Here is a 25,545-nt window from a genome sequence, read left to right on the forward strand (position 1 = left end):
TAGCCCAGGGCGATCAGTGCGTACATGCTGCCTAGCACCAATCCGTTGATGATCTGCTGGATGAAAATGTCCATGAAACGGTGTCTCCTTGTGGAGGATGATTTATATGAAAAACTGCAAAAGGGGAATGCGAAAAAAAGACGAAAAAAAGAGGAACAACAGCCGCAAGGAAAACCGCAATCGCAGAAAACCGTAAATTATTTATCAAATTTCCTGCGATTGCACGTTCAAATTCAGAGCCCCAAGGTTTGACGCATTACGCGCGCAGCAGCCAGGTCCCAGGACGCCTGGCCCACGGTCTTGAACACCGGCAGTGCCCCGTCCTTGTGCAGCGTGGCGGCCGGCGCCTTGCCGGCCAGCACGTCGGCGATGCCCACCACCTGCGCCCAATCGACCTTGGCCTGGATCAGATCACCCGCCTCGTGGTGCGATCCGGGCAGGTCATCGACGACGATGCGACGGGCATGCAACAGCGTGGCCGGGAATTCCACCATGTCAGGCTTGAAGGCGCCCACGCCAATGGCCAGGGTATCCGCTGCGATCCCTTCGGGGATCACCGCCACGCGCGAGGTGGTCATGGCGATCACCACGTCGGTGCGCGGTAATTCCTCTTGCAACATCCGTGCCGGGAGCGGACTGGCCACGGCCTGCGGATGACGTTCGCTGATAGCGCGGCAAAAAGCCTGGGTGCGTTCGAGGTCGCGTGCGGCGACCCAGAATTGCGATACGCCGAAATACTCGACCAGGGCATCGGCGTGGGCGGCGGCCTGGGCGCCGGTGCCGATCAGCAGTGCCGATTGCGGCCTGCGCGGCAACAGGGTGCGTATGCCCAGCATGCTCATGGCGGCGGTGCGACGGCCCGTGACGGTGGGACCATCGATGAGCGCCAGGCGGCGGCCGGTGTGGGTGTCGAAGGCGATGACCTCGCCCTGGATCACGGGCAGGTGATGGCGCGCATTGTCGGCGTGGACGGTGATCAGCTTGGTCACCGAGAGATCCTCGGCAATGGCCGGCATGCCCAGCAGGACGCTAGCGGCATCGATGGGAACGACCTGGCGTTCGGGCGCGCGGATGGCGCCGCTGGCCAGTTCCTGCGCGGCGCGTGCCAGGGCATCGACCAGGGCCGCATAGGGCAGCGCCTGGGCGCTCTGGTGGGGATCGAGGATGTGCATGGAAGTCCTGTCTCGAAGGGGGCGCTCAGCGCAGGAAGAAGCCGGTCGGGAAGGGATCGGACTCTTCCAGCACCCATTGGTTGGTGCTCATGATGTGGGCATGGCCGCTGACTTCGGTGAGCGCGCCATCGAACTCGCCGACCTGGGTGGCGGCAGTCACGCGCACGCCGAAATTGCTGCCGACGATGCTGCCGTTGACGTAGGCCTGGTTCAGCGCCAGCTGTCCGCGCAGGAACAGTTGGGCGGCGCGGCCGGAGGTACCGGTGCCGGTGGGCGAGCGGTCCACCTCGCGGTCGGCGAAGATGCAGACATTGGATTGATCGGCACCGGGGAAATTGGGTTCGCTGTCGATGATGGTGCCATACAACGTATTGAGGCCGGGCTCCAGCGGATGCTGGATGGCGACCTTGGCGATGACGGCGGCCTTGGTCTCGGCGCCCAGCTGGATCAGCTGGCGCACCAGTTCGGGCTTGACGGTCAGGCCGGCCTGGGCGGCGTTGATGTAGTAGTAGAAGGCGCCGCCGAAGACGATGTCACCGGTGATCTTGCCAAAGCTGGGGGTCTGCACCTCGACATCGCGTCGATAGATGAAGGCCGGTACGTTGTTGAAGCTGACCTTGCCGGCACGCACACCGTCCCACTCGACGAAGGCTTCGATGAAGCCGGCCGGGGCATCGAAGCAGATGCGGGTCTGCGGCTGCGTGCGCTCGACGTAACCCATTTCGACCAGCACCTTGCCCAGGGCGATGATGCCGTGGCCGCACATGTCGCTATAGCCTTCGTTGTGGATGAAGATGACGCCGAAGTCGGCACCGGCGGTGACCGGCGGCAGCAGGTAGGCGCCATACATGTCGGCGTGGCCGCGCGGCTCGTTCATGAGGAAACAGCGCAGGTCGTCGCGGTGTTCGCGCAGCCAGGCGCGCTGCTGCAGGATGGTGCCGACGGGGATCTTGGGCAGCCCGGAGACGACGATGCGCAGCGGTTCGCCGCCGGTGTGGGCATCGATGGTCTGGACGGTACGGGTGTAGCTGAGCATGTGACTTCCTTCCGGGTATGCTGCGCGCCGCCAAAGGCACAGCCTAACACTGTTCCGCGCCGGCCGCCGAAATGGCCCGCCTGGCAGCCTCAAGCTGGGCACAGGCGGGGTACAAGCGGGGCCAAGCGGGTGCGACAAACCGCTCCCGAGCCGGCCTGGGCCGGCGGGAAGCGGGAATGTGCAACTCTGGAGCGGGGTAAGGGACGCCTGGCGCGCCGCCCGCAAAAGCGGGCGGCTGGATCAGGCCGTCTGGCGGACCGATCAGTAGCTGGTCAGGGGGACCGGCAGGCCGTCCTTGAAGCGATAGACGGTCACGGGCGATTGCTTCAGGTCGTGGTTGGCGTCGAAGTCGTACTGACCAGCCACGCCCTTGTAGCTGATCTTGGCCAGGGCCGGGCCGAAGGCCTTGGGCTCGATGGAGTTGGCCTGCTTCATGGCCTGGGCGATCAGCATCATGCCGTCATAGAACGAGACCGCATAGGTTTCGGCAGGACGGCTGTACTTCTTCTGGTAGTCGTCGGCGAAGATCTTGCCGTCCTTGGCCTTGTCCAGCATGGTGCCGCCTTGGGTACAGTAGACGGTCTCGCCGATGGCGTCGCCACCCAGACGACCCATTTCCGGCGAGCAGATGCCGTCGCCGCCCATCAGGGGGACGTCGATGCCCAGTTGCTTCATCTGGCGCTTGATCGGGCCGCCTTGCGGAGCGTAGCCGCCCAGGAACACGGCGTCGGGCTTCTTGCCCTTGATCGAGGTCAGGATGGCGGTGAAGTCAGTGGCCTTGTCGTTGGTGAAGTCCTTGCTGACCACTTCGATGCCGTTGGCCTTGGCGACCTTGGCGAATTCCTCGGCCAGGCCCTGGCCGTAGGCGGTGCGGTCATCGATCACGGCCACGCGCTTGAGCTTGAGCTCCTTGGCTGCGTACAGGGCCATCTTGCCGCCCAGTTGGCTGTCGCTGGCGGCCACGCGGAACAGGGTGGCAAAACCTTGCTGGGTGATCTTGGGGTTGGAGGCGACGGTGGCCACCACGATGCCGGCATCGTTGTAGACGCGCGAGGCGGGGATGGTCACGCCCGAGTTGTAGGGACCGACGATGGCCTTGACACCCTGGTCAGCCAGCTTCTGTGCCACGGCCACGCCCTGCTTGGGATCGGCCTGGTCGTCTTCGGCGATGACTTCGAACTTGATCTTCTTGCCGCCCACGGTGATGGGTTGCGCATTCAGACGCTCGACTGCCATCATCAGACCGCCCTGGTTGTCCTTGCCGGCCGATGCCTGGGGACCGGTCAGGGGGCTGGAGAAACCGATCTTGACGACCTGCGCTTCTTGCGCCATGGCGAAGGCGGGGATCAGCGCCAGCGAGGCTGCGATGATGTTGAGTCCGGAGACGCGCTTGAACATGGGGTGTTTCCTCTCTTCTAGAAAGTCAGACTGCGGTTGGTGATTGCATTGAAAACGCTGGAAAAGCAGGATTTGCGCCACCCCGCGCCTTGTGGGCGCGGGTGATGCAATTCCGTTGATGCTGTACTTTCTGCGAATACAGGGGTAAGCGCAGGCAAGCCCTGGCAAAACAAAACTCGTCAACACTCTGGCCGAGATACTGCTGTCATCCGCGCAGAAGGCCGTTTCCGGCGCTTCATGCCCGCATTACGTTGTGTTTTTTATGAGGGAGGATTCTATTGACTCTTCCTTGATATTAGGCGCGTTTATTCCCTTTATAATCAGAATAAAATTCATTCTAAATTTTTTTAACTGAATAAAGTTCAGAAACCATGGCCGGACTCGACAAGATCAGCAAGAAAATTCTGGCGGAGCTGCAAAACGACGGTCGCATCAGCAACGTCGATCTCGCCGCCCGTGTGAACCTGTCGCCGGCAGCCTGCCTGGAACGGGTGCGCAAGCTGCAGGAGGCAGGCTATATCCTGGGTTTTGCGGCGCAGTTGAATCCGGAATTGCTCGATGTGTCGCTGCTGGTGTTCATCGAGGTGGTGCTGGACCGCACCACGCCGGATGTCTTCGCCGAGTTCAAGAAGAGCGTGCAGAGCATTCCCGAGATCATGGAATGCCACATGGTGGCGGGCGGCTTCGACTATCTGGTCAAGTCGCGGGTCAAGGACATGAATGCCTATCGAGAATTCCTGGGCAAGTCGCTGCTGCAGCTCAAAGGCGTGCGCGAGACGCATACCTATGCGGTGATGGAAGAGGTGAAGAACACCATCCGCCTGCCGATCCGCTGAATCCCTCCGCCCCGCCGCCCCTCCTCCTCCCCCCTGCCCTAGCCCCCGCCCTCTTCTCCCACCGCCTCTGCGGCCCTGCTCTTGCGCCGGTAGGCACCCGGCCCGAGTCCGCTGTATTTCTTGAAGACGCGATTGAAGGCCGCTTCCGACTGATAACCCACTGCTTCGCCGATCTGTGCCGTACCCAGCTTGCTGTAGCTCAAGAGGCGGGCGGCGCGCGCCATGCGCAACTGCTGCAGAACCTCACCAGGCGTGGTGCCACCCACTTCCTGGAAGCGTCGAACGAAGGTGGCACGCGACATGTGGCACAGGCCGGCCAGGCGCGGCAGCGGCCAGTCCTCCTGGGGTGATTCCAGCATGGCCTGCATCGCGCTCTGCAAGACCGGATGCGCCAGCAGCGCCAGCAAACCCGGTTGCGGACCGCCCCGTGCCAGCCAGGCGCGCAGGGCCAGGCCGAACAGGGCCGCTGCCAGCCCGGCCACCACGGCCTGGGCGCCGGAGCGCAGTTCACCCTGTCCATCGGCGCCGCCGCATTCGTTGCGCAACAACGTGGCCAGCGTGCGCAGGCCATCGCCTTCGGGCAGTTCGGCGCTGCGCACCAGCAGCAGCTCGGGCAGGGCCTGCATCAGGGCGTTGGAATGCGGGGCCTCGAAATGAAATTGTCCACAGAGGAAATCGGAGAGAGGCTGGCTGCCTCCGCCCTGGTCATCGTTGACATGCAGCGTGACCGGCGCCGCCGTGCTGCCCAGGCGCACAGGACTGGCCTGGGTGGCAGGGGTGGCGGGAGCGATGGAGAGATGGTGGGCGGCGCCACGGGTGAGGATCACCAGGTCGCCGGCCTGCAGGGTCAGGGCTTCGCTATCGGGCAGCTGCAGTTGGGCCTGCCCTTCCAGGATGAAGTGATACGGGGCCACCCCGGTGGGCAAGGCCGGATTGGGCAGGTCCCAGGGCTGGCCGAAGCGGCAGCGGATATCCAGCCCGGCTCGCACGGGGTGGAGAGAGAGGAGACGACTGAGCGCGTCCATCGGCGGATTCCTTCAACGAATTCAGGGTGGTTGAGTTTTTTGAGCAATTTTAAGTCATTTTCAAGCATTCATAATTTCAATCTACAGGCCTACAGTACATCCATGCGCAACACGGCACTCACGGCAATCCCGCCAACGCCGGCGCTAACCTCTCACAGGAGAACTGTCATGCCCCGTCTTACCACTACCCCCGTTACCGAAGCCACCGGCCAGGCCGCCCAACTGTTTGCCGCCATCAAGTCGGCTGTCGGCATGGTGCCCAATGCCTACGCCGGCATCGGCTCGCTCAGCCCGGTCGCCCTGGAATCGGCCCTGCATCTGGATGGCGCTCTGCGCAAGAGCAGCCTGTCGGCCCAGGAAATCGAAGCCATCAAGCTGGCCGTGAGCGAAAAGGCCGGTTGCGACTACTGCCTGGCGGCGCACTCGCTGATGGGCAAGAAGGTCGGTCTGTCGGCCCAGGCCATCCAGGGCGTGCGCCACGGCCAGGCCTCCGGCGACGACAAGCTGGACGTGCTGGCCGATTTCGCCCGCCTGCTGGTGGGCAGCAGCGGCACCGTCGAGGCCGACGTGGTGGCACGCGTGCGGGCTGTCTATAGCGATGCGCAGATCGTCGATACCCTGCTGGCCGTGACTGCGATCACCTTCACCAACCTGTTCAACCGTGTGAACGACACCGTTCTGGACTTCCCGCCGGCACCGTGATGCGGCCATGCAGTTGATCCAGCGCGCCCCGACCCGGGGCGCAAAAAAAGCCCGGCGCCTCCTTGCGGAGACGGCGGGCAAGCCGCGCTGGCGGGAGGCGCAGTCTCCCGCTCGCACTGGAGGGCCAGCGGATCCGGGTCCGCTGGCCTGTCGGTCGTGATCAGCGATCAGAAGGCGCTGCGCACCCCCACGATGAAGTTGCGGCCACCCAGTGGCACCGATTCACGCAGCACCGAGGTGGACAGGCGGATGTCCTGGTTCAGGAGATTGCGCGCCAGGGCGAACCAGGTCAGCTTCACGCCATTGAGGCGCTGGGTGTAGGACAGGTTGGCGTCCAGCTGGGTATAGGACGGGGTCTCGTAGTTTTCGAAGGAGGCCAGGCGATCCTGCTTCTGGGCGCGCAACACCTTCACGCCGCTGGCCCAGGGGCCGGTCTTGTAGGCCATCTCGACGCCATAGCGGGTGGCCGGCTGCAGGGGCAGGTTGCCGAGGCTATCGAGGGTGCCACGCGAGGTGTCGGCAAAGACCCGGCTGGAGAGGCCTTCGCCGTTCCAGTTGTAGCTGATCTCGGCTTCCACGCCACGGATGGTGGCGTCGGCCTGCGACCAGAAGCGCTGGGTGAATTCGCCGGTGGGATCTGCAGCACCGCTGTCATCGACCTGGCCGTTGGTACGGCCGTAGATGTAGTTGTTGACCTTGTTGCGGAAGACATTGCCCTTCCAGCGCACCAGGCCTTCGGTCTTCTGCAGGCTCAGTTCGATGTTGTGTGAAGTTTCCTTCTTCAGCTGGTTATCGCCGATGTCGAAGGTGGCGGTCGATTCGTGCGGGCCGTTGGAGTACAGCTCTTCCACCGTCGGTGCGCGTTGGGCGAACGAATAGGTCAGGCCCAGGCCATAGCCCCGCTGGAAGCTCCACAGGGCACCAGTGGACCAGGACAGCAGGCTGAAGTCCCGTCCTGGCAGGCCGCTGCCGCTGTCGGGACTGCGCTTGACACTCTCGCCGCGCAGGCCGCCGCTGACCAGCACCTGGCCGAACTGACGTTCTTCGACCAGGAAGCCGGCAAACGAGGTGGAACGGGTCGGCGGAGTCAGTTCGGCCGCGCCGGTGTCGGCCGACAGGGCCGAGTAATTGCTCTGCTCGGTCTGTATGCCGAAGGTACCGTGCCAACCGGCCAGCGGTGCGTGGGTCAACTCCCAGCGGGTCTGCAGGGCGCGGTTGGCAAACACCGTGGCGGGGGTGCCATCCTGCTCCTTTTCGATATGGGTGTAATCGGTATAACCCATGCGGAAGCGGAATTTCTCGATGCCGGCAAACGGGTTGTTGACGACGGTGTCGAGGTCGTAGCGGTTCTGGTGCAGGTCGATGAAGGACATTTCATCGGTGGGGATGCCGTAGTGATCATCCAGGGTTGCCGCCGACAGGCCGATATAGCCCCAGTTGGCGACGTAGGAAATGCCGGCACCCAGGCTGGTCTCGTGGGTGAAGGAATTGGGCAGGCGACCGGAGGCGCTGGCGGTATCGCCCTGGCGCGCATTACCGGGGATCTTGTAGTTGTCGGTGTCGCGATAGTTGCCGTCCAGGTGCAGGCCGATCTGGCCGGCCGAGGTGTCCAGCGAGAAGGAGCTGTTCTTTTCGCCGTCGACGGTGCCGTAGCGGGCTTCGACGGTGCCGGTGGGCTTGCCCACCAGTTCGGTCGGGATGCGGTCGTTGACCACGTTGACCAGGCCACCGATGGCGCCCGAACCGTACAGCAGCGCGGCCGGGCCACGTAGGATTTCGATCTGGCGCGCAGTGGCGGCTTCGGTGGCGACGGCGTGGTCGTTGGAGACGGTGGAAACATCGGAGACGCCCATGCCGTTCTGCAGGATCATCACGCGCGGGCCTTCCATGCCGCGGATGATGGGACGCGATGCACCGGCGCCGAAGGCCGAGGCCGACACGCCCAATTCGCCGGAGAGGGTGTCACCCAGGGAGTTGCCGAGCTTGTTGCGCAGTTCGTCGCCGGTGATCACCTTGGCGGGCGCGAGCACCTGCACGTCTTCCTGTGATGCGAAGGGGGTGGCGGTGACGACGATGGGCTGCAGGGGCGCTGGTGCGGGCGCAGCCGGCGGGGTGGCGGCCAGCGCGGCGGAGTCAGTGGTGGTCGCAGAGGTGGTCTGGGCCGTAGCGGACATGGACCAGGCAGCCAGGGCGGTGAGGACGGCCGAAGCAATGAGTTGGCGTTGGAAAGCCATTGTGAATTCCTTGTTTTGCGCGAGGCGCTGCCTGTCCTGTTCTGGTGGAGACAGGCGGCGCGGATACACCGGCCGTCAGCACGCGCCCGTACGCAGGCGCCTCGTCACGAACGAGGGCGCGCGGCATACGGAGGCGCGAGGGACAACCGGCAACCAGTCAGATGGGTCTTGCGAGGGGAAGGAACTCAGCGCGGCGGGGCGCGGGAGGAGAAATGGCAGTTGAGCGGGGCGTCCCACGAGGAGAACGCCAGCCACAGGGCCAGCACGCGTAGCGGCGGCAACAGCGGCAAGGGAGGGAAACTGAAATGGACACCGGCCGACAGGGCTGCGGCATCGTAGGCGACGCAGGAGTGATGCAGGTCGTGGGCATGGGGACCGTGCACATGCGCATCCTGACCGGTACTGACCGAGGCCGGCTCGGCTTCGTCGAAGAGGGCGTCGCTGATCAGCGAGTGCACCGTGCCCGGTGCCCAGCCCGCGTGCGCGATGCCGTGGACAAACCCCAGCATCTGCGCGAACAGCAACGACATCGCCAGCATGGCAATGACGGTGAAGCTACGCAGGGAACGCAGTCGGTTCATGGAACGGATCGGCAAGTGGACGACAGGGCTGCAAACACACGCAACACAAAACAGGGCAGAGGCGGGCAGACCAGTGCAATACGGATGACGCAACAGCTTCGACCGCGTTTGCAGCGTTTGCAGCTTTTTCAGGGGCTACTGACGATGAACTGAAGGTACTGACATCGAACACCCTGCAATGCCGCTCAACATGCAGTACTACCGGTGGTCTTTAAATTCGGATATGAAGGATTCTACCCCGTGGCTCATAGCTGGCCAGTCCGAAAAACCGGGGTCAATGATCCTGCACCGGCAACACGGGCTGCCGGCGCCATGCCTGGCCGCGTCGCGGCACAGGCTTCATCCTGCGGGGCGGGGATCAGTCGCCGTAGAGCTTCTGCTTCAACTCGCGGCGTTGCTGCGCTTCCAGCGACAGGGTCGCGGTCGGGCGCGCCAGCAGACGCGGGATGCCGATCGGTTCGCCGGTCTCTTCGCACCATCCGTACTCGCCGTTGTCGATGGACACGATGGACTGCTGCACCTTCTTGAGCAGCTTGCGTTCACGGTCACGGGTACGCAGTTCGAGGGCGTGTTCTTCCTCGATGGTGGCGCGGTCGGCCGGATCCGGCACCAGCACGGTTTCGCGCAGGTGTTCGGTGGTTTCATCCGCGTTCTTGAGCAGATCCTTTTCCAGCTGCTGGAGACGGGCCTTGAAGAAAGCAAGCTGCGCTTCGTTCATGTAGTCCTTCTCGTCCATCTTGAGGATTTCTTCCTCGGTCAGCAACTGCGCTGCAGGGGTAGTTTTGGGAGTCTTGGTTGCCACTTCGCTTACTTTCAATACTACGGGTTTTTCAACTATATCCATTATCCCGGCTGATACTTGGCTGCCGGAACAGGTCGCTTTTGAATCCACTTCCCTAGCCGCGTGGGCACCTCTTCGATTGACGTTGACGCTCGGTGGGGCCGTTGCGGGATCTCCGGGCTGGCCTGCAGGCCGATGGCGTACGCTTTTTCGCGGTCAAGGATTGTACACCAACGATTCCGGATGCCAAGCCTCGGGCACAACAGGATCCTGACCTCGGGCAGCGACGCGCCGGCGGCGCGGTGGTTCATGGAGCGGTTCATGACTCCCCTTTGACGGGCAAGGCGGGGCGGGCTGATCGCGCTTATGAATTATGGTCGTTCCGAACATCAGCCTGGCTTGATGCCGCGTAGCAATTGCATTGCAACATCCAACCGAGTTTATACCAGAAGACCGGGCAGCAAGCTACGGCGCTCAGTCGTGCCGCTGCGCGCAGACCGGGCACTGGTGGTCGCGGCCCACGGTGATCGAGGTCCATTCCATCTCCCGGGCGTCCAGCAGCAGCAGGCGCCCGGCCAGGGAGCGACCGATGCCGGCCAGCAGCTTGATGGCCTCGGCCGCCTGCATGGTGCCGATGATGCCGACCAGCGGCGAGAAGACGCCCATGGTGGAACATTGCACTTCCTCGAACTCGCGCTCGGGCGGGAACAGGCAGGCATAGCAGGGGGCCTTTTCCTGGCGGCTGTCGAAGACGCTGACCTGGCCGTCGAAGCGGATCGCCGCGCCCGAGACCAGCGGCACACCGGCCGCCACGCAGGCGCGGTTGACGGCGTGACGGGTGGCGAAGTTGTCGCTGCAGTCCAGCACCACATCGGCATCGACCACCAGCGCCTGCAGGCGCTCGCCTTCGACCCGCTCGGCCAGTGCCGTGACCTGCACACCGGGGTTGATCTGGTGCAGCGCCTCGCGGCCGGAGTCGACCTTGGGCTGGCCGACGCGCGCGGTGGTGTGCATGATCTGGCGCTGCAGGTTGGTCAGGTCCACCGTGTCATGGTCGACCAGGGTGATATGGCCCACGCCGGCCGAAGCCAGATACATGGCCGCCGGCGAGCCCAGCCCGCCGGCGCCGATCACCAGGGCATGCCCCTGCAACAGCCGGGTCTGGCCCTCGATGTCGATCTCGTCGAGCAGGATGTGGCGCGAATAGCGCAGCAGCTGTTGGTCATCCATGGTCAGGTCGTGTCTCGTTCCAGTAATGAAAAAGGGCCGCTAGCTAGCGGCCCGGTGTGCCAGCCCGAGGGCGGCGGATTACTTGGTGGTGTCGATCTTCTCGGCCGGCGCCTTGTTGTCCTTGCGCTCGTCCTTGACCGGGGTGGCGTTCTTGCCCTCTTCGTTGCGCACTTCCGGCTTGGCGTTGGAGACCTTCACCGGCAAGCCCTTGAGGTGATTCAGGGCTTGTCCCAGCTGGAAGTCGTCCTTGCTGCCGAATTCCAGCGGCTTGCGCTTCTTCTCGGCGGCGATCAGGCGTTCTTCCGACTGCTCGTCCAGGGCTTGCGCCTTCACTTCGGCCGACTTGTCGGTGTCGTTGGAGAGGTGCTTGGACAGGTCGGCTTCACGCAGACGCAGGCCGTTCAGGCCATCGCCATCGGGGAATTCGTCCACCATGATGTCCGGCACGATGCCACGGGCCTGGATGGAACGACCCTTGGGCGTGTAGTAGCGGGCGGTGGTCAGCTTGACGGCGGTGTTCTTTTCCGGCGGCAGGGCGATCACCGACTGCACCGAACCCTTGCCGAAGGACTGGGTACCCATGATGGTGGCGCGCTTGTAATCCTGCAGGGCGCCGGCCACGATTTCGGAAGCCGAGGCCGAGCCGCTGTTGATCAGGACCACCATCGGCACCTTCTTGATGGCATCCGGCAGGCGCGAGAGCGGGTCCGACAGCGGGTTGGCGGCGTAGTATTCGCGCTTGGCGTAGAACGTCTGCTTGGAGCTGGGGAGCTGGCCGTTGGTGGACACCACCACCGAATCCTTGGGCAGGAAGGCTGCAGCCACGCCGATGGCGCCCGGCAGCACGCCGCCCGGATCGTTGCGCAGGTCCAGCACGATGCCCTTCAGGTTGGGCTCCTGGGCGTAGATAGCGGCCAGCTTCTTGGACATGTCGTCCACCGTCGGCTCCTGGAACTGGGTCACGCGCAGCCAGGCGTAGCCGGGTTCGATCACCTTGGACTTGACGCTCTGCACGCGGATCTCCTGACGGGTGATGGTCAGGATGATGGGCTTGTCCTCTTCCTTGCGGGCGATGGTCAGGGTGATCTTGGTGTTGGGTTCGCCGCGCATCTTCTTGACGGCTTCATCCAGGGTCAGGCCCTTGACCGGGGTGCTGTCCAGGCGGGTGATCAGGTCACCGGCCTTGATCCCGGCGCGGAAGGCCGGCGAATCCTCGATCGGGGAGATGACCTTGACGTAGCCATCTTCCATGCCGACTTCGATACCCAGGCCCACGAACTTGCCCATGGTGCCTTCGCGCAGTTCCTTGTAGGCCTTCTTGTCCAGATAGGCGGAGTGCGGATCAAGCGAGGCGACCATGCCGGAAATGGCTTCGGTCAGCAGCTTCTTGTCGTCGACCTGCTCGACGTAATCCGACTTGATGAGGCCGAACACGTCGGCCATCTGGCGCAGCTCCTCCAGGGGCAGCGACGCCGTTGCATTCTTCTGCGCGATGGCGTCGAACTGAATCATCGCAGTGGCGCCTGCCACCATGCCCAACCCGATCAAACCGATATTCTTGAGTTTGCTGCCCATGTGTCACCTAGTAGTTACCCACCCCAGTGGGTCGAATGCGCGGCCTTGATACCGCATTTCAAAGTATAAACCCGATTGCTCGTTACCGCCGCTGTTGCCTGCAGTAGCAATAGTGTCGCCCGCTTTTACCACATCGCCGGCACGTTTGAGCACCGACTGGTTGTTGCCATAAATCGTCATGTACTGATTGCCGTGATCCACGATGATCAGATTGCCGAAGCCGCGCAACCAGTCCGCGAAGACCACCCGGCCGGCCGCCACGGCGCGCACTTCCGAGCCTTCGTGGGCGCGGATGAACAGGCCCCGGCTGGTCGGTCCGTCACCCCGGCGACTGCCGAATTTCGATGTCAGGTCACCCTTGACCGGCAGGTGCAGCTGGCCGCGCAGGCTGGCGAAGGGCTTGCCGAAATTGTCCGACTGCGGCTCGGGCAGGGTGTCGTTGCGCGCCAGGGAGGTGCTCTGCGGCGGTTCGTCATCGTCGATGGCGTCGGCCGGGTCGGGCTGCTTCGGTACCGGCTTGCCCTCCCTGGCGGCCCGTGCCGCTTCGGCGGCGCGCTCGGCCGCCCGGGCGCGCTGTTCAGCCAGCCGCTTCTCGCGTTCGGCCCTGGCTTTGGCCAATTGTTCCTGGCGCCGCTTTTCGCGGGCTTCGGCTTCGGCCTTTTTCTGCTGTTCGATGATCTGCGCCAGCTTGTCCACCAGACTGGAGAGGCGCTGCTGGTCCTGCTCGATGCGACCGACCTCCTGGCGCTGGGCATTGAGCTTGGTGGAGAGTTGCGACAGCAAGGTCTGGCGACGGCCCTTTTCGCGCTCCAGGACCTTCTTCTGTTCCAGTTCTTCCTGGGCGATTTCTTCCAGTTCGTACTTGGCGTTCTGGGTGTCGGCCTTGTTGGCGCGGATGGCCTGCTGGTTGGCGCGCAGGGTTTCGATCAACCTGGCCTGGGCCTGGGAGACATAGCCCATGTACTGCAATTCACGGTTGATGCGATTGGGGTTGTCCCCGGAGAGCAGCAACTTGATGCGATCTTCATTACCGGCCACGTACTGCTCGCGTAGAAGCCTGGAAAGCTGGGCCTGCTGGGCGTTGACCAGGGCGGTGAGCTCATTGAGCTGCTTGACCAGTTGTGCCAGGCGGGACTCGGTTTCCTGCTGTTCCTGGGCCAGGTCGCGCAGGGAACGATTGGCCTTGGAGATGGCCTGTTCGGAGACGGCCAGCGCGTCGGCGGCGTTGTCCTTGGCGGTTTCGGTCTGGTCGATGTCGCGCTTGAGGCTGGTCAGACGCTGCTGCAGGTCGGCACGTTCCTTCTCGGCGGCCTGCTTCTGCCTGGTCCGTTCGGTAATCGGCTGGGCCTGGGCTGCAGACAGTGCCAGCCACAGGCACGCCAATCCGGCCAGTGCGTGGACCAGCGGGCGCAAACGTCCCCGCAGCGCGTCGGCCAACAGGTCGGAGCGCGCCGGTGCTGTGCACTTGCCGGGAACGGGCGCGGCCAGTGCGGCCGGCGCCTTGCTGGAGAAACGCAGTTTTATTTCGACTTCCCTTGATTGGCCACGGCCTTGAGTGCGGCCTCGATGGCGGACTGGTCGCCCAGGTAGTAGCTCTTGATGGGCTTCAGATCGGCGTCCAGCTCATAGACCAGCGGCTGGCCGTTGGGGATGTTCAGGCCGACGATATCGTTGTCGCTGATGCCGTCGAGGTACTTGATCAGGGCGCGCAGGCTGTTGCCGTGGGCGGAGATGATGATCTGCTTGCCGGCACGGATGGCCGGGGCGATGGAATCATTCCAGGCCGGCAGCACGCGGGCCACAGTGTCCTTCAGGCATTCGGTCAGCGGCACCTGTTCGCGCGAGAGGCCGGCGTAGCGGGCGTCGCCGAAGGCATCGCGCTCTTCGCCCGGGGTCAGCGGGTTGGGCGGGGTATCGTAGCTGCGACGCCAGACCAGCACCTGCTCGTCGCCATACTGGGCGGCGGTCTCGGCCTTGTTCAGACCTTGCAGGGCGCCGTAGTGGCGTTCGTTCAGGCGCCAGTCGTTCTTGATGGGGATGTACATCTGGTCCATTTCATCCAGCGTGGTCCAGAGGGTGCGGATGGCGCGCTTCAACACCGAGGTATAGGCCAGGTCGAAGGAGAAACCGGCTTCCTTGAGCAGCTTGCCGGCCTGACGGGCTTCGGCCACGCCTTTTTCGGTGAGGTCGACATCGACCCAGCCGGTGAAGCGGTTGGCCAGGTTCCAGGTCGATTCGCCGTGGCGCATGAATACGATTTTGTACATAGCGGGACTAGTTTTGATGATGGAGAAAGCGGTGCGGTTGCCCCAAGGTCGACTACGCGAGACCGGGTGCAGACCTTAGACTGTTCGGTCCGGATGCAAACCACGAATGCTTCTATTTTATAATGCCGGGATTCAGTAAACTCATTGGACTGCCGTGAAATTCATCATCGACAATATTTTCCTGATCGCCCTGGCCTTGGTCTCTGGCGGTACCCTGCTGGTTCCCTACCTGCAACAGCGTGGCAACAAGCTCAGCCTGCTACAGGCCACGCAGATGCTCAACCAGGGCAAGGTGCTGGTGCTGGACGTGCGTGAACCGGAACAATTCGCCGCCGGCCACCTGCGCGAAGCCCGCAATATCCCCCTGAAGGAGTTGCCGCAGCGCATCGGCGAACTGGACAAGATGAAGGGCCGTCCGGTCATCGTGGTCTGCAAGAACGGCACCCAGGCCAATCGCGCCGAGGGTTCGCTCAAGAAGGCCGGTTTTACCGAGGTCTACGGCCTGCATGGCGGCATCGACGCCTGGCAGGGCCAGGGCCTGCCGCTGACCACCAAGGAGGCAAAATGAGCGCCCCGGTCACGATGTACTGCACCGCCGTATGCCCGTATTGCATGATGGCCGAGCGCTTGCTCGCCAGCAAGGGGATCACGCAGATCGACAAGATCCGCGTGGACCTCGAACCTCAACAGCGCGAGCTGATGATGCAAAAGACAGGCCGTCGCACCGTGCCACAGATCTATATCGGCGACACCCATGTCGGCGGATTTGACGATCTGAACGCAATGGACCGCGCCGGCAAGCTGGACCCGCTGCTGCAAGCCTGACGCCAGGACAGCAAACCTCCCCTATCGATTCACCGAACCTGAAAGAGATCCATGTCGGAACAGAACCAAGAAGCCCAAGAGCAACCCGTTTTCCAGATCCAGCGCGTCTACCTGAAGGATCTGTCGCTGGAACAGCCGAATTCGCCGGCCATCTTCCTGGAGCAGGAAGCCCCCTCGATCGAAGTGTCGGTGGACGTCGGTGCCGAGGCGCTGGCTGAAGGCGTCTTCGAATCGACCGTGACCATCACCGTGACCGCCAAGGTCAAGGACAAGGTCGCCTTCCTGGTCGAGGGCAAGCAAGCCGGTATCTTCGAGATCCGCAACGTGCCCGCCGAACAGCTGGACCCGCTGCTGGGCATCGGCTGCCCCAACATCATCTACCCGTACCTGCGCGCCAACATCGCCGACGCCATCACCCGCGCCGGTTTCCCGCCGGTGCACCTGGCCGAGATCAACTTCGAGGTGTTCTACCAGCAGCGCCTGCAGGCGCTGGCCGAGCAGCAAGGCGCAACCTTGGTCAACAACGGCTCCACCGCCGTCAACTGATCCGGTTTCACCATCCTGCTTTCAGCACTTGTCCGCCTGCCGGACGGCCGCATCCCCTGCGGCCTGCCGGCACGACACCAAGCCGCCGCAGCCCACGCTGCGGCGCTTTCCCTTCTGCGGAGACTTTCTCAATGAAACGCCTGTCCCTGATTCTTTCCGCCACCCTGCTCGGCGCCTTCATGGCCAAGGATGCCCTGGCCCTGGACTTCAAGTCGGTCGGTGCGGCCCCCGCCATCATGTACGACGCCCCTTCCGAGAAAGGTCGTCGCGTCTACGTTGCGCCGCGTGGCATGCCGGTGGAAGTGGTCTTGACCTATGGCGAATGGAGCAAGGTCAGGGATGCCGCCGGAACCCTTTCCTGGGTCCAGTCCAAGACCCTCACGCCCAAGCGCATGCTGGTGGTGTCGGCGACCAACGCCCGCGTCTTCAATGCGGCCGATGAAAGCAGCCCGGTGGTCTTCAGCGCCGACAAGTCGGTGCTGCTGGAAATGCTGGAGAGCCCCAACAACGGCTGGGTCAAGGTGCGCCATCGCGATGGCCAGAGCGGCTTCGTGAAGGCCGGCGACGTCTGGGGCGACTGAACGGACCTGCCATGAAGATCACCATTCTGGGCGCCGGCGCATGGGGGACCGCGCTAGCCATCCCGCTGGCGCGCAAGCATCAGGTCGTGCTGTGGGGCCGTAATGCCCAGGCCATGCAGGAAGCCGACCAGCAGCGCGAAAACCGCCTCTACCTGCCCGGATTTGCCCTGCCGCCGGAGCTGCAGGTCGGTTCCGATTTCGACGCCGCCGTACAGCACGTCTGCGCCGATCCGGCCGAGTCGCTGCTGATCGCCGCCTCGTCGGTCTCCGGCCTGCGTGAACTGGCGGGCCATCTGCGCCATCACCCGATTCCCAACCTGGTCTGGCTGTGCAAGGGGCTGGAAGAAGGTACGCGCCTGTTGCCGCATCAGGTTGTGCAGGAGGTCCTGGGCAGCGACCTGCCGGCCGGCGTGCTGTCGGGGCCATCCTTTGCGCAGGAAGTGGCGCGCGGCCTGCCTTGCGCGCTGACCATCGCCGGTGCCGACGCGGCCCTGTGCGAACGCGTGGTCAAGGCCGTACATGGCAACAATATCCGCATCTATTCCAGCGATGACCTGGTGGGGGTGGAGATTGGCGGTGCGGTCAAGAACATCCTGGCCATCGCCACGGGCGTGGCCGATGGCCTGCAACTGGGATTGAATGCCCGCGCTGCGCTGATCACCCGCGGTCTGGCAGAAATCACCCGGCTGGGGGTGGCGCTAGGCGGGCGTCCCGAGACCTTCATGGGACTCTCGGGCGTGGGTGACCTGATCCTGACCTGCACCGGCGACCTCTCCCGCAACCGTCGCGTGGGGCTGGGGCTGGCGCAGAACAAGAAGCTGGAAGATATCGTGACCGAGCTGGGTCACGTTGCCGAAGGCGTGCGCTGTGCACAGGCGGTGCGCGCACTGGCACGCGAAAAAGGCATCGACATGCCGATCACCGATGCCGTGGCGGCGGCACTGTTCGATGGCGTTTCGGTGCAGGAGATGGTTGCCAGGCTGCTGGCACGGGACCCGCGCGAGGAAAATCTCTAGGCCTGGACCTCCAGGCTTGGCCCCCGGGGCTGCGTGACGAAAATTCAGAAAACCTCACGCCAGCAGCCCATGCTGGAGAAAATGACAGCCGGAGCGGACCTGCCTCCGGCTGTTTTTCATTGAGCAGGCATCAACGCGCGATGATGTCGCTTTCCATCTTGGGACGTTTGAAGCGCTGGGGCGAACCGCCCTCCAGCGCGTCATCCATCTGCTTGGAGATCTTGTCGTAACGCGCGTTGCAATCATCGTCCTGATGTACCGCCTCGGCACCCTTGAGGCGCTTGGCCAGGCGGGAAGTGCGCGCTTCCCCGCCCATGACGTATTGTTGGGCGGCGCGGCCGGCGTGATTATTGTTCGTGGTCTTGTTGCGTTGTATGGCTTGCATCGTATTTCCTCTTACGTCGCTGACGCTCAACGTTCTCCCGTCCTGAGTTTTTTTCGGGAGAACACGCAGCGCCCCGGAAGATCTTGCTTGCTGCCTGATTCCGGGAAACTGCTCCAGATACACAAAGCGCTACGTTTCTTGACAGCGCTTTAGCTATGTAACGCCCGAGCAGCGATTTGGAATACGTGAAAAGTCAGTATTTTGTCAGCCAAATCGAAATTACTTCACGACAATCTTTTTATGCGGCCCCGCAAAAACGGCGCAAACCCGCAGCCATCAAGGCTGACAGCGCTGTCAGAATGGACGGGATTGTGCAGGTTTTCTGACCAAAGACTGATCAAAAATTTTGTTGCGAAACGTATCTTTATTTCAGTTCAGGCGACGAAAAAGCGACAGAAGATTACCTGCCGGCATTTTTATCAGAGGATGCGACAGGGGTCAGGTATGCACCGGTACCGGCCGTCCCAGGTCGCTCGGGACCAGTGAAAAGACGGTGGCATCGCGTGGCTCGCCATGAAATACCAGACGATTGCGGGCCAGGCATTCCAGCGTCGCCCCGGTTTTCTCCGCGACCCGCTGGCTGCGCAGATTGCCGGCCTGGGCCACGATCTCCAGGCGGGTGAGGCCGGTCTTGGCAAAGGCGAAAGCGGCCGCGGCCCGGGCCGCCACGGCGGCGATGCCGCGGCCGGTATAACCGTCACGGATCCAATAGCCCAGGTTGGCCATCTGGTTCAGCTGGCTGACCTGATTGACGGCAACCGACCCGATCACCAGGCCATTGGTGCGATCGATGATGTTGAAGTCATAGGCAGCATGGACCTGCCATTGCTCGATGGCGCGCTGCAGGAACAGCTTGGCGTCGACCAGGCTGTAATCCGGGGTGCACCAGGCCTCCCACTGGCTGATCGCCTGCATCGATTGGCGCACGGCGTCGAACAATGCCGGCGCTTCGCGCAAACCCAGGGGGCGCACTTCGATGGCCCGGTCGCAATAGATGATCTGCCGTTCGCGGTCGATGGGGTGGAGCATGCTTTCCAAGGTTACCCAGGGTGAAAAGTGTGAGTGATCTTACCGAAGCCGGCCATTGCTTGGAAAGCCTGCGCACTCAGGCAAGCTGCGCATGCAGTTGCCCGAGATGGGTGATGACCGCCACGCCGGCGGGCAGCTCCGGGTGCGGCGCATGCTCCTGCAGGGCGATCACCTTCATGCCGGCCGCCAGACCCGCCTGCACGCCCGGCAGGCTGTCCTCCACCACGGTGCAGCGCTGCGGCGGCACGCCCAAGCGTTCGGCGGCAAACAGGAAGAGCGCGGGATCGGGTTTCCAGCGCTGGACATCGTAGGCACTGAAGATACGCCCGGCGAAATGCGGCAGCAGGCCGGTGACGCGCAGGCACAGCTCGATCTTGTGATGCGGGGCGTTGGAGGCCAGGGCGAAGGGCAGGTGCAGCTTTTCCAGCATCTCCACGGCACCGCTGATCGGCTGCAGGTGCTGCTCGAGCAGGCTGCCCATCAGCGCGCGCAATTCTTCTTCGAAATGGGCGGGCAGCGCCTGGCCGTGCAATTGTTCGATGTGGGAAATGCACCACTTCATGCTGACGCCGCGAAAGCGCGCCAGCGCTTCCTCAGCGCTCAGGCTCACGCCATAGTTGGCCACGTACTCGGACCAGGCCCGCGCCGCCACCACTTCGCTGTCGACCAGGGTGCCGTCGCAATCGAAGATGACCAGTTCCGGCGCCAGGGTGCTGTCGTTCATGCTTGCTCCTTATGGTTCAGGGGGCGAGGCCGCCCTGATCAAGGAGCCGCCGACGCCATCAAAGTTCGCCGTAGGAATGCAGACCCGAGAGGAACATATTGACTCCCAGGAAAGCGAAGGTGGTCACCAGCAGGCCGACCAGCGCCCACCAGGCCGCGGCACGGCCGCGCAGGCCCTTCATGAGGCGCATGTGCAACCAGGCCGCGTAGTTGAGCCAGACGATGAGCGCCCAGGTTTCCTTCGGGTCCCACGACCAGTAGCCGCCCCAGGCTTCGGCCGCCCACAGCGCACCCAGGATGGTGGCGATGGTGAAGAAGGCGAAACCGACGGCGATGGCCTTGTACATCACATCATCCAGCACCTCCAGCGGGGGCAGGCGATCGGCCAGGTAACCACGCTCGCGCAGCAGATAGGCCACGGCCACCATGGCGGCCAGGGCGAAGGTGCCATAACCGATGAAATTGGCCGGCACGTGGATCTTCATCCACCAGCTTTGCAGCGCCGGTACCAAAGGCTGGATCTCGGCCGCATCCCGCGAGACGGTATACCACATCAGGAAGCCCACCGCCGCCGTGATGACGGTCAGCACGAAGGCACCCAGCTGGCGGGTGGCGTAGCGCTCTTCGTAATACAGATAGAACAGCGCCGTGATCAGGCAGAACAGGATGAAGACTTCATACAGGTTGGAAATGGGGATGTGGCCCACGTCCGGCCCGATCAGGTAGGACTCGTACCAGCGCACCATCAGGCCGGTAAAGCCCAGCACCACGGCCGCCCAGCACAGGCGCGAGCCGATGGCGTTGCCGGTGCCGGCGGTGGTGGCCAGGCCGCCCCAGTAGAACAGGGTGGACAGGCAGAACAGCGCACTCATCCAGAGAATGGCGGACTGGCTGGAGAGCATGTATTTCAGGAAGAACTTCTTGTCGGCCAACTCCAGTGCGCCGCCGTACATGGCGATGGCACCCAGCGAGAGCACCGCGATCACCACCATCAGCAGGCGTACCGGCTTCCAGTGCCAGCCCAGCCAGGCGAAGGTGGGTGCGGCCAGCAGCAGCACCGCCTTCTCGTAGTAATCCATGTAGGCGCCGAAGCGCCCGAAGGCGTACAGCGCGCCGGCCACCAGCAGGGCGGCGTAGAGCCAGTCCACGATGCCAAGGCGGCGGAAGAAGCCCTGTTCTTCAGAATAGGCCTGGTTTGCTTGGGTCAGTTCCATTGTGTTCTCCACTGCTGCTGTCCCGGGCGGTGCCAGCCAAAGCGGCTGGCGCGCTGATCTGCTCCGGATGATAACCGCCATACGTCGGCGGCATGTTCAATTGCATGTTCAATCTTTACCGGTTCCGCTTGCGGCCGGCGATACCGCCCCCGAGAGGCGGCCCTTCATCTGCTCGAATTCCTTGTCGAAGTCCAGCGTACGGCGCTGGGTGCTCATGGCCATCAGCGCCTGGCTGCCCTGGCCATCGGCGGCCGGCTTGATCCAGATCCACAGACGACGCTCGCGGATGTACAGCATCGCGAACACCCCCAGCACCAGGAACAGACAGCCCAGGTAGACCACCTTCTTGCCCGGCGAACGCGTCACCTGCAGCACCGATGCCTTGATCTCCTGGAAGCCAGATAGTTGCAGGAACACCGGGGCCGGATAGAAGGCGGCATCAGCCAGCGCATTGATGGAAAGCTGCAGGAAGCGACCATGCTTCTCGTCGCTGCTCACCGCCGCCAGGCCATCCTTGGCGCGGGCCGCCTGCCAGAGCTCCCACATGCTGCCGTTGAGGATCTTCATGAAGATATCGGCGGCCTTTTCCTGTTCGGCCGACGGCAGTTGCTCCAGGAAGCGGGTCACGGCGATATAGCCGGACACCTTGCCGTCACCGGCGAAGATCGACAGGCCGCGCAGCGCCGACTGCTGCAGCTGCTCGCGCAGCACCGGCGAGGCGTCGCGCCCGCTGCTGATGGCCTGCTGGGCATAGCGACGGGCGGCTTCCTCGCGCAGCGCCGGATTGGCCAGAGCGGCGCGCAGGCGCATCCACTCGGCCACGCTGTCATTGTCGTCGGCCGGGATGCGCAGGTAGCGGAAAGGCTGGTCGGGCTGCTCGCGCATGCCGGCCAGGAAGACGTCGGCGCCGTCGATGGGCAGCGACTGCATGTAGTTGAAATACTCGCGGGCCTGGCCGGTCTTGTCGCGCAACTTGTATTGCACACTCGGGCCGACGTTCTTGAAGTCCTTGCTGTTGGCATTCTTGGCACTGGAGCCCAGGTGCTTGTCCAGGCCCTCGATGAAGCCGCGATTGACGTTCTTGCCGACGTTGACCGCGCGTGCATCACCCGAGGTGGAGCCGGCAGTGGAGCCCGAGGCCGCAGCCTGCATGTTTTCCACATTGAAGGGACGGAAGCCGCTCCATTCGATGGTGTAGTCGCCCAGCGCGGTGGGCAGCGCAGTGGTGCCGTTGACCTCACCGGCCAGTTCGAAACGACCGTTGGCACCGCCCCGCATCGGATAGCCGACCAGCTTGAGCTTGCTGCCGCCGTCCTCGAAGCTGGACTGGTAGATCGCCACGCCCTTGTAGATCAGCGGCTCGTTGACCTTGATGGTGGCGGCGGTCTCGCGGCCGGTCTCATGGTCGCGCACCACCACTTCGCTGGCGAACAGCTTGGGCATGCCGGTGGAGTAGAAATCGATGATGAAGCGCTTGAGCGTGATGGTGAAGGGCAGGTCCTGGATCATCACGCCATCCTTTTGCGGGATGATGGCCGTGCTACTGCTGGAGCCTTCCGGGATCAGCGTATTGCCGCGGAAGGTCGGGTTGTTCAGACCCAGGCGATAGCGTTCAGGAATCTCGGAAATGATGCCGTTGCCGGCAAAGGCCTGCTTGCCATAGAACCACTGCTGGAAGCGGATCGGCAGGTCCGAGTCGAGCAAGCCACCCAGGCAGATGATGACGATGGCCGCGTGCGCGAAGATGTAGCCCCACTTGTTGGCCGCGCCCTGCTTGGCCGCCAGCAGCATTGCGCCATCCCGGTCGGCCAGCTTGGTCTTGTAGCCCTTGGACGCCACCTGCCGCACCAGTCGGGCCGCAGCCTCGGCCGGCGCCTCGCCGCTCTGCCACTCGTGCTTGTGATGGAAATTGCGCAGCGACTGCTCGCGCACGTTGTCGCGCCAGCTTTTGGCGTCGCGCAGCATCTTGGGACCGTTGCGGGCGATGCACAGCGAGGTCGACAACACCAGGAAACCCATGATCAGCAGGAACCACCAGGCCGAGTAGACCGCGTACAGACCCACCTTGGCGAAGATCTCGAACCAGAACGGGCCGAACTGGTTGACGTAGTTGGGCATCGGCTCGTTCTGCTTCATCACCGTACCGATCACCGAGGCGATGGCGATCAGCGTCAACAGGCTGATGGCAAAGCGCATCGATGAGATCATTTCGACCGCCTCTCCCAACCAGCGCTGGCGGGTCCTGATCTGGATTCCTTGGGTACTGCTGCCCGTCGTCATATTCCTGCCTTACCGGACCGGGCCTGCCGGTTCCGCTTACCTGGGGGGCACCTTGCCGGTCGGCAAAGCGATGCGAACCCGGATTTTACCGCTCCGGGAGAAAGTCCGTGATATGCCATCGGCAATAGGCGCCAACGCCATCCGGGTATGTCGGCGCGCTGGGCCGGAGCCGGACCAGCGCGACGGGCGATATCTTCGGCCAGGCGGGCCCGGAATGCCACGACCTGCATCAAGGCAGGTGAAGGCAGATGGAGGGCAAATGAAGCCGATGAAAAAAGGCGGCACGCGGCCGCCTTTGATCTTGCCATCCCTCTGCGCAATGCCTCAGAGGGCTTATTTCAGGCCGGCGATGTAATCGGCCACTGCCTTGATTTCCTTGTCCGACAGGCGTTCGGCAATGCTGGTCATCTGCACGCTGTTAGTACGCGCGCCGCCGCGGAAGTTGGTCAACTGGGCTACCGTGTAATCCTGGTGCTGGCCGGCCAGGCGCGGATACTGGACCGGGATGCCGGCACCATTGGGGCTGTGGCAGCCGGCACAGGCCGGCACGTTCTTGGCGGCGATGCCACCGCGCCAGATGTGCTTGCCCAGGTCGATGGTGTCCTTGTTCTTGGCCGCGCCGGGCTTGGGCGCCTGGGTGGCCAGATAAGCCGCAACGTTGTGGATGTCCTCGTCGGACAAGGCCTTGGCCATCGGCGACATCACCGGATTGTTGCGATCCGGGGTACGGAAGTTCAGCAACTGCTTGGCGATGTAGGCCTCATGCTGGCCGGACAGTTTGGGATTCTGGGTGATGGTCGAATTGCCTGCCGCGCCGTGGCAAGACACGCAGGCCACGATGTTGCGCGCATTGTCGCCATTGGTGTAGAGCGCTTCGCCCTTGGCCGGATCGGCCTTGATCGGGGTCTTCTTGTCGTCAGCCGCGTGGGCTGCGCTGGCCACTGCCAGGATGGCAGCAAAAACGGAGTACAACAGTGGGGAAAAGGCACGGTTCATTCGTCACCCTAATACTTATTGTGGAATTGAGAGATTTTGCCCGTTCGGCGGCTAGCTGCCCCTAAACCAAATGCCCGTCGTTTGACCTGTCTCCAATGGCCGCCATATTTTTTACTTGCCCGGCGTCAACGAGGCGTTGGGTTTCGGGCCATTGTACAATAGCTTCTCCGCGTTTTTCCCTCCTCTTTCGGATTTCCCCCCACCATGTCGCAACTTTGGCAAGCCCGTTTCTTCACCACCGTCAATCACCTGCGGGACCTGCCCAAGACCAGCGTACCGGAGATCGCCTTCGCTGGGCGTTCCAATGCCGGCAAGTCCAGTGCCATCAACGTACTGTGCAACCAGAAACGCCTGGCCTTCGCCTCCAAGACGCCGGGACGCACCCAGCACATCAACTATTTCTCCATCGGCGGCGCCCACGTCGGGCAGCACCGCAACGACGAGGCGCGCCCGGATGACATCCGGGCCATGCTGGTGGACTTGCCAGGCTATGGCTATGCCGAGGTGTCCGGCTCGGCCAAGCACCACTGGCAAGCCCTGCTGGGCGACTACGTACGGCAGCGCGAACAGCTGGCAGCGCTGGTGATGATCGTCGATTCGCGCCGTCCCTTCACCGACCTGGATATCCAGATGATCGAGTGGTTCGCACCGACCGGCAAACCCATCCATTGCATTCTGAGCAAGGCCGACAAGCTCAACCGCAATGAGTCCACCAACGCCCTGCGCCAGGCCCAGACCTACCTGCAGAGCTACGTCGATGAAAACGGCCAGCCCTTCCCGTTCACGGTGCAACTGTTTTCCGCCCTCAAGCGGACCGGCCTGGAAGAGGCCAACGACAAGATCGTGGAACTGGCCGGCCTGAACCAGCCAGCAGCCTCGGCCGCGGTGGCCGACGACGACGTCGCCCAAGATCAGGACACGCAGCAAGCCTGATCGCCGACAAGGCGACATCCTTCGGACCGGAGTAAAACGTCATGACGAAAAAAAACCCCGGAGAACAGGGATATTCTCCGGGGCGAACGCCTATCGCTAGCGCGATCGGCCCCGCTCAGGGAGGGAAGGGGAAGCGGGGGGCAAATGAATTACCCGCAGCAAAGATAAGCCATACCGAGG

25 protein-coding genes are annotated in these 25,545 nt (G+C 63.3%); 8 read left to right on the top strand and 17 right to left on the bottom strand.

Annotation, left to right across the window (positions count from 1 at the left end; translation table 11 throughout):
* Positions 1 to 233: 233 nt before the first annotated feature.
* The 3 genes from BTM36_RS01360 to BTM36_RS01370 form a co-directional block, all read right to left on the bottom strand.
* Positions 234 to 1,172 (bottom strand): delta(1)-pyrroline-2-carboxylate reductase family protein, encoded by a 939-nt coding sequence (locus BTM36_RS01360; RefSeq protein WP_077234941.1) that lies wholly within the window; start codon positions 1,170 to 1,172, stop codon positions 234 to 236.
* Between the two features lie 25 nt (positions 1,173 to 1,197).
* Positions 1,198 to 2,208 (bottom strand): trans-3-hydroxy-L-proline dehydratase, encoded by a 1,011-nt coding sequence (gene lhpH, locus BTM36_RS01365; protein WP_077234942.1) that lies wholly within the window; start codon positions 2,206 to 2,208, stop codon positions 1,198 to 1,200.
* A 261-nt stretch (positions 2,209 to 2,469) separates the two neighbouring features.
* Positions 2,470 to 3,606, bottom strand: a complete 1,137-nt coding sequence (locus BTM36_RS01370) for a branched-chain amino acid ABC transporter substrate-binding protein (RefSeq protein ID WP_077234943.1) — start codon at positions 3,604 to 3,606, stop codon at positions 2,470 to 2,472.
* Between the two features lie 371 nt (positions 3,607 to 3,977).
* On the opposite strand from BTM36_RS01370, the gene BTM36_RS01375 reads away from it, so the two are divergent.
* On the top strand, positions 3,978 to 4,442 hold the full coding sequence (locus BTM36_RS01375; RefSeq protein ID WP_006464875.1) for an Lrp/AsnC ligand binding domain-containing protein: 465 nt from the start codon (positions 3,978 to 3,980) through the stop codon (positions 4,440 to 4,442).
* A 38-nt stretch (positions 4,443 to 4,480) separates the two neighbouring features.
* Here BTM36_RS01375 and BTM36_RS01380 read toward each other — a convergent pair whose 3' ends face one another.
* Entirely contained in the window at positions 4,481 to 5,467 is a 987-nt protein-coding gene (locus BTM36_RS01380) for an AraC family transcriptional regulator (protein ID WP_077234944.1), read from the bottom strand.
* 168 nt (positions 5,468 to 5,635) lie between these two features.
* On the opposite strand from BTM36_RS01380, the gene BTM36_RS01385 reads away from it, so the two are divergent.
* Positions 5,636 to 6,169 (top strand): carboxymuconolactone decarboxylase family protein, encoded by a 534-nt coding sequence (locus tag BTM36_RS01385; protein WP_006464877.1) that lies wholly within the window; start codon positions 5,636 to 5,638, stop codon positions 6,167 to 6,169.
* A gap of 167 nt (positions 6,170 to 6,336) precedes the next feature.
* Here the strand turns inward: BTM36_RS01385 and BTM36_RS01390 are convergent, their stop codons facing one another.
* From BTM36_RS01390 to gpmA, 7 genes are all read right to left on the bottom strand, one after another.
* The gene (locus BTM36_RS01390; protein ID WP_077234945.1) at positions 6,337 to 8,403 is read right to left on the bottom strand and encodes a TonB-dependent receptor; all 2,067 of its coding nucleotides are present in this window, start codon (positions 8,401 to 8,403) and stop codon (positions 6,337 to 6,339) included.
* Positions 8,404 to 8,588: 185 nt separating this feature from the next.
* Positions 8,589 to 8,984: a hypothetical protein gene (locus tag BTM36_RS01395; protein WP_006464879.1), complete on the bottom strand. Its 396-nt coding sequence runs from the start codon at positions 8,982 to 8,984 to the stop codon at positions 8,589 to 8,591.
* 358 nt (positions 8,985 to 9,342) lie between these two features.
* A complete protein-coding gene (gene dksA / locus BTM36_RS01400) occupies positions 9,343 to 9,828 on the bottom strand; it encodes an RNA polymerase-binding protein DksA (protein WP_174616797.1) in 486 nt (161 codons plus the stop codon).
* Positions 9,829 to 10,239: 411 nt separating this feature from the next.
* Positions 10,240 to 10,995 (bottom strand): HesA/MoeB/ThiF family protein, encoded by a 756-nt coding sequence (locus tag BTM36_RS01410; protein ID WP_077234947.1) that lies wholly within the window; start codon positions 10,993 to 10,995, stop codon positions 10,240 to 10,242.
* A gap of 78 nt (positions 10,996 to 11,073) precedes the next feature.
* Positions 11,074 to 12,570 carry a S41 family peptidase gene (locus BTM36_RS01415; protein ID WP_006464883.1) on the bottom strand — a complete coding sequence of 499 codons (1,497 nt, stop codon included), beginning with the start codon at positions 12,568 to 12,570 and terminating at the stop codon, positions 11,074 to 11,076.
* A 3-nt stretch (positions 12,571 to 12,573) separates the two neighbouring features.
* Positions 12,574 to 13,974, bottom strand: a complete 1,401-nt coding sequence (locus BTM36_RS01420; protein ID WP_234296973.1) for a murein hydrolase activator EnvC — start codon at positions 13,972 to 13,974, stop codon at positions 12,574 to 12,576.
* Between the two features lie 116 nt (positions 13,975 to 14,090).
* Complete coding sequence (gpmA, locus tag BTM36_RS01425; RefSeq protein ID WP_006464885.1) at positions 14,091 to 14,837, bottom strand: 2,3-diphosphoglycerate-dependent phosphoglycerate mutase; 747 nt, start codon at positions 14,835 to 14,837, stop codon at positions 14,091 to 14,093.
* 154 nt (positions 14,838 to 14,991) lie between these two features.
* Here gpmA and BTM36_RS01430 point away from each other — a divergent pair, with 154 nt between their 5' ends.
* The 5 genes from BTM36_RS01430 (at position 14,992) to BTM36_RS01450 (ending at position 17,805) form a co-directional block, all read left to right on the top strand.
* The gene (locus BTM36_RS01430) at positions 14,992 to 15,405 is read left to right on the top strand and encodes a rhodanese-like domain-containing protein (RefSeq protein WP_006464886.1); all 414 of its coding nucleotides are present in this window, start codon (positions 14,992 to 14,994) and stop codon (positions 15,403 to 15,405) included.
* Positions 15,402 to 15,662, top strand: a complete 261-nt coding sequence (grxC, locus tag BTM36_RS01435) for a glutaredoxin 3 (RefSeq protein WP_006464887.1) — start codon at positions 15,402 to 15,404, stop codon at positions 15,660 to 15,662. The genes BTM36_RS01430 and grxC overlap by 4 nt, the downstream gene beginning before the upstream one ends.
* 51 nt (positions 15,663 to 15,713) lie before the next feature.
* The gene (gene secB, locus BTM36_RS01440) at positions 15,714 to 16,208 is read left to right on the top strand and encodes a protein-export chaperone SecB (RefSeq protein ID WP_006464888.1); all 495 of its coding nucleotides are present in this window, start codon (positions 15,714 to 15,716) and stop codon (positions 16,206 to 16,208) included.
* A gap of 131 nt (positions 16,209 to 16,339) precedes the next feature.
* Positions 16,340 to 16,789: an SH3 domain-containing protein gene (locus BTM36_RS01445; RefSeq protein ID WP_006464889.1), complete on the top strand. Its 450-nt coding sequence runs from the start codon at positions 16,340 to 16,342 to the stop codon at positions 16,787 to 16,789.
* Positions 16,790 to 16,800: 11 nt separating this feature from the next.
* The gene (locus BTM36_RS01450; protein ID WP_077234948.1) at positions 16,801 to 17,805 is read left to right on the top strand and encodes an NAD(P)H-dependent glycerol-3-phosphate dehydrogenase; all 1,005 of its coding nucleotides are present in this window, start codon (positions 16,801 to 16,803) and stop codon (positions 17,803 to 17,805) included.
* Between the two features lie 130 nt (positions 17,806 to 17,935).
* On the opposite strand, the gene BTM36_RS01455 is transcribed toward BTM36_RS01450, so the two are convergent.
* From BTM36_RS01455 to BTM36_RS01480, 6 genes are all read right to left on the bottom strand, one after another.
* Positions 17,936 to 18,190 carry a hypothetical protein gene (locus BTM36_RS01455; protein ID WP_006464891.1) on the bottom strand — a complete coding sequence of 85 codons (255 nt, stop codon included), beginning with the start codon at positions 18,188 to 18,190 and terminating at the stop codon, positions 17,936 to 17,938.
* A 438-nt stretch (positions 18,191 to 18,628) separates the two neighbouring features.
* Positions 18,629 to 19,219, bottom strand: a complete 591-nt coding sequence (locus BTM36_RS01460) for a GNAT family N-acetyltransferase (RefSeq protein WP_077234949.1) — start codon at positions 19,217 to 19,219, stop codon at positions 18,629 to 18,631.
* 76 nt (positions 19,220 to 19,295) lie between these two features.
* Complete coding sequence (locus tag BTM36_RS01465; RefSeq protein ID WP_077234950.1) at positions 19,296 to 19,943, bottom strand: HAD family phosphatase; 648 nt, start codon at positions 19,941 to 19,943, stop codon at positions 19,296 to 19,298.
* 58 nt (positions 19,944 to 20,001) lie between these two features.
* Positions 20,002 to 21,156 (bottom strand): c-type cytochrome biogenesis protein CcsB, encoded by a 1,155-nt coding sequence (gene ccsB, locus BTM36_RS01470; RefSeq protein WP_077234951.1) that lies wholly within the window; start codon positions 21,154 to 21,156, stop codon positions 20,002 to 20,004.
* A gap of 108 nt (positions 21,157 to 21,264) precedes the next feature.
* Entirely contained in the window at positions 21,265 to 23,436 is a 2,172-nt protein-coding gene (locus BTM36_RS01475; protein ID WP_077234952.1) for a cytochrome c biogenesis protein ResB, read from the bottom strand.
* Positions 23,437 to 23,769: 333 nt separating this feature from the next.
* Positions 23,770 to 24,432: a cytochrome c gene (locus tag BTM36_RS01480; RefSeq protein ID WP_077234953.1), complete on the bottom strand. Its 663-nt coding sequence runs from the start codon at positions 24,430 to 24,432 to the stop codon at positions 23,770 to 23,772.
* Positions 24,433 to 24,636: 204 nt separating this feature from the next.
* Here BTM36_RS01480 and yihA point away from each other — a divergent pair, with 204 nt between their 5' ends.
* A complete protein-coding gene (gene yihA, locus BTM36_RS01485; RefSeq protein ID WP_006464897.1) occupies positions 24,637 to 25,365 on the top strand; it encodes a ribosome biogenesis GTP-binding protein YihA/YsxC in 729 nt (242 codons plus the stop codon).
* Positions 25,366 to 25,545: the final 180 nt, after the last annotated feature.

It is taken from the genome of Herbaspirillum sp. VT-16-41 (assembly GCF_001994935.1).
Classification (GTDB): domain Bacteria; phylum Pseudomonadota; class Gammaproteobacteria; order Burkholderiales; family Burkholderiaceae_D; genus Herbaspirillum; species Herbaspirillum frisingense.